The organism is Paenibacillus sp. 01T422, from assembly GCF_056398785.1.
In genome coordinates this window covers 1-7,831 of sequence record NZ_JBFTQB010000294.1, presented here as the reverse complement: position 1 = coordinate 7,831, position 7,831 = coordinate 1, and the positions used below count along the sequence as shown (strand labels likewise).

At 44.5% G+C, this 7,831-nt stretch carries 7 protein-coding genes and 1 pseudogene; 3 read left to right on the top strand and 5 right to left on the bottom strand.

The window, feature by feature from the left end:
* Positions 1–858 (top strand): glycosyltransferase (locus tag AC1DUA_RS17460; protein ID WP_477500981.1); only part of this gene is annotated, 858 nt, incomplete at its 5' end.
* Between the two features lie 62 nt (positions 859–920).
* Here AC1DUA_RS17460 and AC1DUA_RS17455 read toward each other — a convergent pair.
* The 4 genes and pseudogenes from AC1DUA_RS17455 to AC1DUA_RS17440 form a co-directional block, all read right to left on the bottom strand.
* Positions 921–1,290: pseudogene (locus AC1DUA_RS17455) on the bottom strand (TetR/AcrR family transcriptional regulator).
* Between the two features lie 46 nt (positions 1,291–1,336).
* Positions 1,337–2,407 (bottom strand): dTDP-glucose 4,6-dehydratase, encoded by a 1,071-nt coding sequence (gene rfbB, locus AC1DUA_RS17450; protein ID WP_477500980.1) that lies wholly within the window; start codon positions 2,405–2,407, stop codon positions 1,337–1,339.
* On the bottom strand, positions 2,404–3,318 hold the full coding sequence (gene rfbA, locus AC1DUA_RS17445; RefSeq protein WP_477500979.1) for a glucose-1-phosphate thymidylyltransferase RfbA: 915 nt from the start codon (positions 3,316–3,318) through the stop codon (positions 2,404–2,406). The genes rfbB and rfbA overlap by 4 nt, the downstream gene beginning before the upstream one ends.
* Positions 3,319–3,330: 12 nt before the next feature.
* On the bottom strand, positions 3,331–4,311 hold the full coding sequence (locus tag AC1DUA_RS17440; protein WP_477500978.1) for a dTDP-glucose 4,6-dehydratase: 981 nt from the start codon (positions 4,309–4,311) through the stop codon (positions 3,331–3,333).
* A 212-nt stretch (positions 4,312–4,523) separates the two neighbouring features.
* On the opposite strand from AC1DUA_RS17440, the gene AC1DUA_RS17435 reads away from it, so the two are divergent.
* Positions 4,524–5,240 (top strand): hypothetical protein, encoded by a 717-nt coding sequence (locus AC1DUA_RS17435; RefSeq protein WP_477500977.1) that lies wholly within the window; start codon positions 4,524–4,526, stop codon positions 5,238–5,240.
* Positions 5,241–5,276: 36 nt separating this feature from the next.
* A complete protein-coding gene (locus AC1DUA_RS17430; protein ID WP_477500976.1) occupies positions 5,277–6,812 on the top strand; it encodes an MDR family MFS transporter in 1,536 nt (511 codons plus the stop codon).
* A 63-nt stretch (positions 6,813–6,875) separates the two neighbouring features.
* Here AC1DUA_RS17430 and AC1DUA_RS17425 read toward each other — a convergent pair whose 3' ends face one another.
* Positions 6,876–7,466, bottom strand: coding sequence for a TetR-like C-terminal domain-containing protein (locus AC1DUA_RS17425; protein WP_477500975.1), 591 nt, complete (start codon positions 7,464–7,466; stop codon positions 6,876–6,878).
* Between the last annotated feature and the right edge of the window lie 365 nt (positions 7,467–7,831).

Genomic DNA, 7,831 nt, shown 5'->3' with positions numbered 1-7,831 from the left:
ACTTTCGGTCGCCTCCGGAACAGCATGTTGCATTTCCTTGTTCAGAAAATTATATTTCGCAAAGAGCAACAGCATTTTAATAATAATTTAAAGAAAATGGGACTTCCTAACTTGGACCGTTGGGTATTTGACGCAGCAGTCTTTTATTCGGATGTGTACCTTCAAGGGACATGCCCATCTTTTGAATACCCCAACCGCGATCTTCCTCCAAATGTACAATTTGTCGGGCCCTTCAATTTAACAACTCCTTCACACGATTTCCCGCTGCCCTCCTGGTGGGGAGAATTGCAGACAGCCAAACGCGTTGTACTTGTCACGCAAGGGACGCTTGCGAATGAAGACTTTAATCAATTGATGATTCCTGCGATTAAAGCACTAGCTAACAAGGACGTTCTGGTTGTAGCTACAACCGGAAACAAACCGCTAACTAATCTTCCGTTCCAATTGCCAGACAATGTAAAAGTAGAAAGATTCATTCCGTACTCACTTCTAATGCCTCATTTAGATGCAATGGTGACCAATGCTGGGTATGGCGGAGTTCATTATGCGATTCAACACGGAGTTCCACTTATCGTTTGGGGGAAATCTGAAGATAAAAGTGAAGTTAGCGCCCGTGTCGATTGGTCTGGAATCGGTATTAGCCTTAAATCGAATCGGGTAACAGCGGAAGAAGTAGGCCAAGCGGTTGACCAATTGTTTGCCAATCCTAGCTTTAAGCAAAGGGTCACCAAATTACAGAAAGAGATTGAAGCCCTAGATGCCTACTCGCTCTCCCTTCAATGTCTCGAAAACATGGCATCGGAAGTTTCTGGCGATGCCCCTGAGAGCAGTTCTGAGAAAACGCTTAGCTTCGCCTGATAAACAGCAAGAAAAAATCCCGCATTCTCTGTCAAAGAGGATGCGGGATTTTATATTTAGAGTTATTGAGCCGTATGGGATAAGCGGACATGCAGCCCAGCCAAGAACGTATCAATAATTGTCTGTAGGCTTATGTCCAGGTCAAAGGGAAGACCAAAACCTCCCTTTTGTTCAAGCGAAGCAAATCCGTGCAAAATGCTCCTCAAGGCGCGGGCCATATGAATGGCGTCCATCTCCTCAAGCTGATCCATAGATGGAGAGCAGCTTGCGAATGGCTTGAAGACCTTTGAAATGATTGTAGAGGGATGGGGAACGAATGTCGAGCTTTTGCGCAAGCGAAGTGATCGATAACTCTTCGACTCCGCCTGTATCTACAATTTCTGTAGCCGCTTGCAAAATTACGTTTAAATTAATACTATTTCTTGGTGCCATAGTTGTTACTCCTTTGTGCTTTGAGCTTGATCAAGAGAGGTAAAACTCATACACCTACCGTTTGCTTCGGCTGATATAGCTCCCGATACCATTCAATTGTTTGGCGCAGCCCCGAGCCAAACGGAATATTTGCTTCCCAGCCTAGTTCCTTATACATTTTGCTACAATCGATCGCATAACGCCAATCATGCCCTGGCCGATCATTAACGAACTGAATCAGTTCGCTGTAACTGGACAAGCCCGCTTCCCTCAGCGGTTCAGATGCCAGCTCATCTAGAATCGCGCAAATTTCCAGCGCTAAGCTAAGGTTATTGCGTTCGTTATCCGAGCCCACATTATAGGTCTCGCCGTTTGTACCGCTGTGATAGACAAGATCAATTGCCTCAACGTGATCTTGCACATGGAGCCAATCTCGTACATTGCGTCCGTTGCCATAGATGGGTATCGACTTCAACTGAAGGGCAGAACGAATTACTGTTGGAATGAGCTTTTCGTCATGCTGCCGTGGCCCGTAATTGTTGGAGCAATTGGTTATCACAGCATTGAGGCCATAAGTGCGGTTAAAGCTTCTCACGAGCATATCTGAACTCGCTTTGCTCGCGCTGTAGGGGCTATTCGGGGCATACTTGCTTTCTTCCGAGAACTTTCCTGTCTCTCCTAGGGCTCCATATACCTCATCAGTGGATATATGGTGGAAACGGCATTCTTCATAACCTGGCTTCACTTCACCAGGACCATCCATCCAATGCCGCATCGCCGCATTTAACAACGTGAATGTGCCGACAATATTTGTTTGAACAAACACACCGGGGTTCGAAATTGAATTATCCACATGAGATTCAGCCGCAAAATGAATAACTCCACGAATGTTATACTCAGAAAAAATAAAATGAACCAGCTCTTGATTCTCAATTGATCCGTGCAGAAACGTATAGTTAGGGAACTTCCCTACTTGCTCATTAAAGTCTTCCGAGGCGGCGTATGTCAGCTTGTCCAGATTCACAATCTCGTAATTTGGATACTTGGACAGCATATGAAGGATAAAATTGGAGCCGATGAATCCAGAGCCCCCTGTTACCAGAATGGCATTCTGGTTCATCGTATGAGGGAACGTCATGCCAAATGCACCTCCATTCTATTGAAAGTAGTCGTGTGCTTGCTGTGATTTCTTTCAACGATGTCTAGTAAATACTGACCGTATTCGTTCTTCAATCGTTTGGCAATGTGAATGAGCTGATCTTGATCAATATAGTTTAAATGAAACGCAATTTCCTCGATACAGGCTATCTTGAATCCTTGGCGTTTCTCCAAAGTCTCGATGAACTGCGAAGCTTGCATTAATGAATCATGCGTACCAGCATCGAGCCAAGCAAGACCGCGACCGAGCACCGTTGCACGCAGCTTGTTCTGCGCCAAATAAACAGCGTTCAAATCTGTAATCTCTAGTTCTCCACGCTCAGATGGTTTAAGCGACTTTGCAATCCGAACGACGTCATTATCGTAGAAATATAACCCCGTCACGGCATAGTCCGATTTCGGATGCTTCGGTTTCTCTTCAATTGATAATACGCGATTATGTTCATCAAATTCGACAACACCGAATCGTGACGGATCTTTGACTCGATAACCGAACACGGTGGCTCCATTCCTGTTTTTAACTGTTTCCTGCAACATCGATGTAAACCCTTGACCAAAGAAAATGTTATCCCCCAGAATGAGCGCAACATCATCGTTGCCAATAAACKATTCTCCAATCAGGAAAGCTTCAGCCAAACCTCCTGGATGCTCTTGCACCGCGTAAGAAATGGTAAGGCCGAGGGTACTCCCATCTCCGAATAAACCTTGGTAACGCGGGGTGTCTTGCTGCGTACCGATAATCAGAATATCGCGTATACCGGCAAGCATCAGAACAGAAAGCGGGTAATAAATCATGGGTTTATCGTAAATAGGCAGCAAATGTTTCGTCACTGAAATCGTGAGCGGGTATAGCCGTGTCCCCTGCCCGCCAGCTAGAATAATTCCTTTCATCTGATCTTCCTCCTATTGGATCGTAGTTACTTCTCCTTGAGCAGTCCACCACTCGGCATTGCTTTGATACCACGAAGCTGTTTCTCGGATTCCATCCTCGAGTAAGTAAGTCGGTTTCCATCCAGTATCTGTAGTGAGTTTCTCACAACTGAGCGGATATCTATCAAAATTACCTGGCCGGTCAGCGACAGACTGCACCAATGACCATGGCCGGTCTAAATATTGAAGTACAGTTTGAACAATTTCTTTCGTGGTTGCCGTTTGATTGCCCGAAATATTGTAAACTGAACCAGGTACTCCGTTATGGATAATCGCGTCAAGAGCAGAACAGTGGTCTTCAATATGCAGCCAATCCCTCATTTGCCCCCCATCACCATATAGTGGAATCGGTTTATTCTGAAGTGCATTCGTTATCACAAGGGGCATTAATTTCTCCGGTGTCTGATACTGACCATAATTGTTGGAGCACCTCGTAATGATCGTATCCATTCCAAACGTCTGGTGGTAAGACTGAGTAATCAATTCGGTCGCGACTTTACTTGCACCATAAGGGTTGACTGGTGCAAGGCGATACGTTTCTGGCACCTCACTCCCTTGATGTATCGGACCGTACACTTCGGCAGAAGAAATTTGAATCACGCGCTTGACGCTAAACTTCCGTGCCATATCAAGTACCATTTGCGATCCTATGACATTGGCGCTAATTAGCGAACCAGGCGTTTGCAAGCTTCGGTCAATATGCGTTTGTCCCGCCAAATTAACGACAACATCCACCCCTAAACCAAAAGCACGTACTAAAGCCAGCTCATTCTCAATCATTCCGTCGACATAAATGTAATTTGGATTTGCTTGGAATCGCGCGACATTCATAGCCCGACTTCCCGACCTGTAAGGAGAAAAATTAATGATTATGTAGTCTGGATGTTTGTGAAACAAATGATTGGTCAAGTTTGTCCCTATGAACCCTGAACCGCCAGTTAACAAAATGCGCATTTGTTTTCCCTCCATTCCTCTCGTTACAGTTAAGTACTCATTATGATGAAACTACTTTGAATTTAGACTAATATAATTAGTCTGTCAATTAATTTAAATAATTTTATAATAAAATAATAAGTTGACTAACTAAGTTAATTAGTTTTATGATATTGAAAATGCAACATTCATAAGGGTTCAAGCTATCATTAAATTACTGGAGGTCTGTTGGCATGAAACCAAGCGTGACTGCGGGGAAAGTGACTATCACTCACGAAAATAAGGTCTATTCCAATTCTTCACAAGCTGCGAATGTTTATCGGATTCAATTTGCATCCATCGCACTAGGCATTTCCGGCATCCTGTTTGTCCTCTATCCAGCGATTCGCCCCTTCTCTGATGAAGTATCCTTGTCAGGGGCTGCGGCATTCGCATCACCGGAATGGATAATTGCACATGTGATGGCAATGCTCGGATTCATTCTTTTAACGTTAGGATTATTAGGATTTTACCTTTTTCTACAAGATACTAAATCGGATCGTCTTGCATTCCTGGGATTTGTTTTGAGTTTGCTGGGAACAGGTCTGACCTTGCCATTTTACGGAGCTGAAGTTTTTGGCCTGCATGCCATCGGACAGGAAGCAATTAAGCTGCAAAACACAGACTTAATCGGTATGGCTAATGTCGTTCGCTTCGGCCCGGGATTCATTATGATTCTGATTGGGCTCGTATTTCTTGCAATTGGTTGCATTCTCTCTGCCATTGGGATATGGAAATCTCGTACGCTGCCTAAATGGAGTGGTATTCCTCTTGCTTTAGGGTTTCTGCTTTACATTCCGCAGTTTGTGGGCACTCAGCCGATTAGGGTGGCTCATGGACTGATCGTGGCAATTGGCTGTTTATGGATGGCAGTGAGTTTATTTAGAAAAAGTCGTCACTCCCAAAGGTAATGGCTGAAAACTAATGTTTAAAGCGAGGTAATTAATATGCTACAACCAAAGAATAATAAGTTGGGTATTGTGTTGGCCGGCCTTTTATTAGGCATTCTGATGGCCTCCATGGATAATACAATCGTAACTACCGCCATGGGAACTATTGTCGGGGACCTGGGGGGATTAGACAAATTCGTTTGGGTGTCATCTGCTTATATGATTGCTGAAATGGCTGGTATGCCAATCTTCGGCAAGCTTTCCGATATGTATGGACRCAAGAAGTTTTTTGTATTCGGCATCTTCGTCTTTATGCTCGGTTCTATACTCTGCGGAACTGCACAATCCATGGTCCAGCTAAGCATTTATCGCGCTATTCAGGGAATCAGCGGAGGCGCAATCATCCCTATTGCATTTACGATTATGTTTGATGTTGTACCTGCAGAAAACCGTGGCAAGCTTGGTGGCTTATTTGGCGCGGTATTTGGAATTGCCAGCATCTTTGGCCCTTTGATTGGTGCCTTCATTACGGATCACATTAACTGGCATTGGGTATTCTACATCAATCTCCCGATCGGCTTGCTTGCACTTATTTTTGTTGCCTTTTTCTACAAAGAATCGCATGAGCATTCGAAACAAAAAATTGACTGGTTAGGAGCATTGACCCTAGTCGGAGCTATCGTTTGCCTGATGTTTGGCTTAGAGCTCAGCGGTAGGTCGATTGCGTCAAATTCTAGTTTGATCTTTGGCTTGTTTGGAGGCTTCGGCATCATGACCGTCTTGTTCCTAATTGCCGAGTCACGCGCCGCAGAGCCAATCATTCCCTTCGCCATGTTCAGAAGGAGGTTGTATGCTATGAGCAATGCAACCGCGATATTCGGAGGAGCAGCCTTTGTCATCACATCGGTGTATACGCCAATCTTCATACAAGGAGTGCTGGGTGGTTCCGCTACAAATTCAGGCATGGTGCTTCTTCCCATGATGCTAGGTACCGTTGTTACAGCGACTATCGGTGGATTTTTGATGAATAAATTCAGTTACAGAGCAATTATGATTCCCGCTTCGATTATGTTTGCTGCGGGCATCTATTTATTAACCACTCTATCTACGGGTTCCTCCCAGCTAATCGTTACGACGTACATGATCATTGTTGGCCTGGGTATCGGGTTCTCATTCTCAGTCCTAGGAAATGCTTCGATTCACGCTATCGATGCTAACCAACGCGGATCGGCCAGCTCAACACTCACTTTCCTACGTTCACTCGGTATGACGGTCGGCATTACTATTTTCGGTATCATTCAAAGTCATGCTTTCAAGAACAAGCTAGCAGCCAATGCTACCGTTAAAGACCAGCTCCCGCAAGGGATGGCGCTCAACGATCCGCACGCGCTTCTTGATCCCGCCATTCGTATGAACATTCCCGCTTCGGTGCTTGATGTAATCACCCAGGCACTGTCTTCTTCCATTGTGCTTACATTTGGTTGGGCATTAGTTCCTGCACTGCTTACGGTTTTGTCAGCCGTAGCAATGAGTAAAGAAAAGTTGGAAGCTGATCCTGAAGTTAATGCCAAGGCGTCTGCGGTTGTTCATTAAACTCAGCTGGTCATAATAAAACAACCCCCGCACCACTCCCAGAGGGGTGATACGGGGATTGTTTTATTTCGTTTTCAGAGCAGCACTTGGATAACGTGCATGCAAACCGGCCAAAAACGTATCGATAATCATTTGTAGGCTATCGTCAAGATCATATGGAAGACCGAAGCCGCCCTTCTGCTCCAGCGAAGCAAAACCATGCAATATGCTCCGCAATGCTCGTGCCATATGGATGGCGTCCAGCTCCTCAAGATGATACGCTTTCAATACTTGTGTCACCAGATCAACGATCTCTTGGCCGACTTGAACTACTTCAGCGTCTTGTGGGCCCGGAGCTTGTAAAGTCACTTCGTACAGACCAGGATGCGATCTCGCGAATTTAATATATGCTTTGGCCATTTCATGGATCGCTTCGTCTCCGGAACGACCAATCGCCGCACGTATCAGAACGTTGAGCAGCTGCTCCAATCCATAGACAGAAAGCAGTTTTCGAATACCTACGAGACCATTGAAATGGTTGTAAAGGGATGGTGACCGAATATCTAGTTTTTGAGCGAGCGCCGTTAATGTCAATTCTTCGACACCACTCGTATCGACAATCTCCGTTGCCGCTTTCAAAATGTTGTTCAAATTAATACTGTTTCTTGGTGCCATGATTGTTACTCCTTTGTTGAATGAGGTTGACCAAAATGAGGATCAGTTTCTGCGCAAAAAATGCGCTTGCATGATCMCCATGCCCATGGGTAATTAATTGAGAAACTGTTAGTCAGATTGCAACTCTCCAATCCTTATTATAGCATTATAACTAATCGAAATAGTTATATCAAGTTACGGGTCGTATTTTGACTATAAATAATAATCTAAAAAATTCCAATTAATTACTTTTAAATAATATAATTAACTTATAACTTTTATTGTTAAGTTCGGAGGCCGTGGAACAATAATAAAAGAACGGCTCTGTTCACATCAAAAGTGAAAAAGCCGTTCTTCGTTAACGTTCCACGTTCATTCCTACTGCC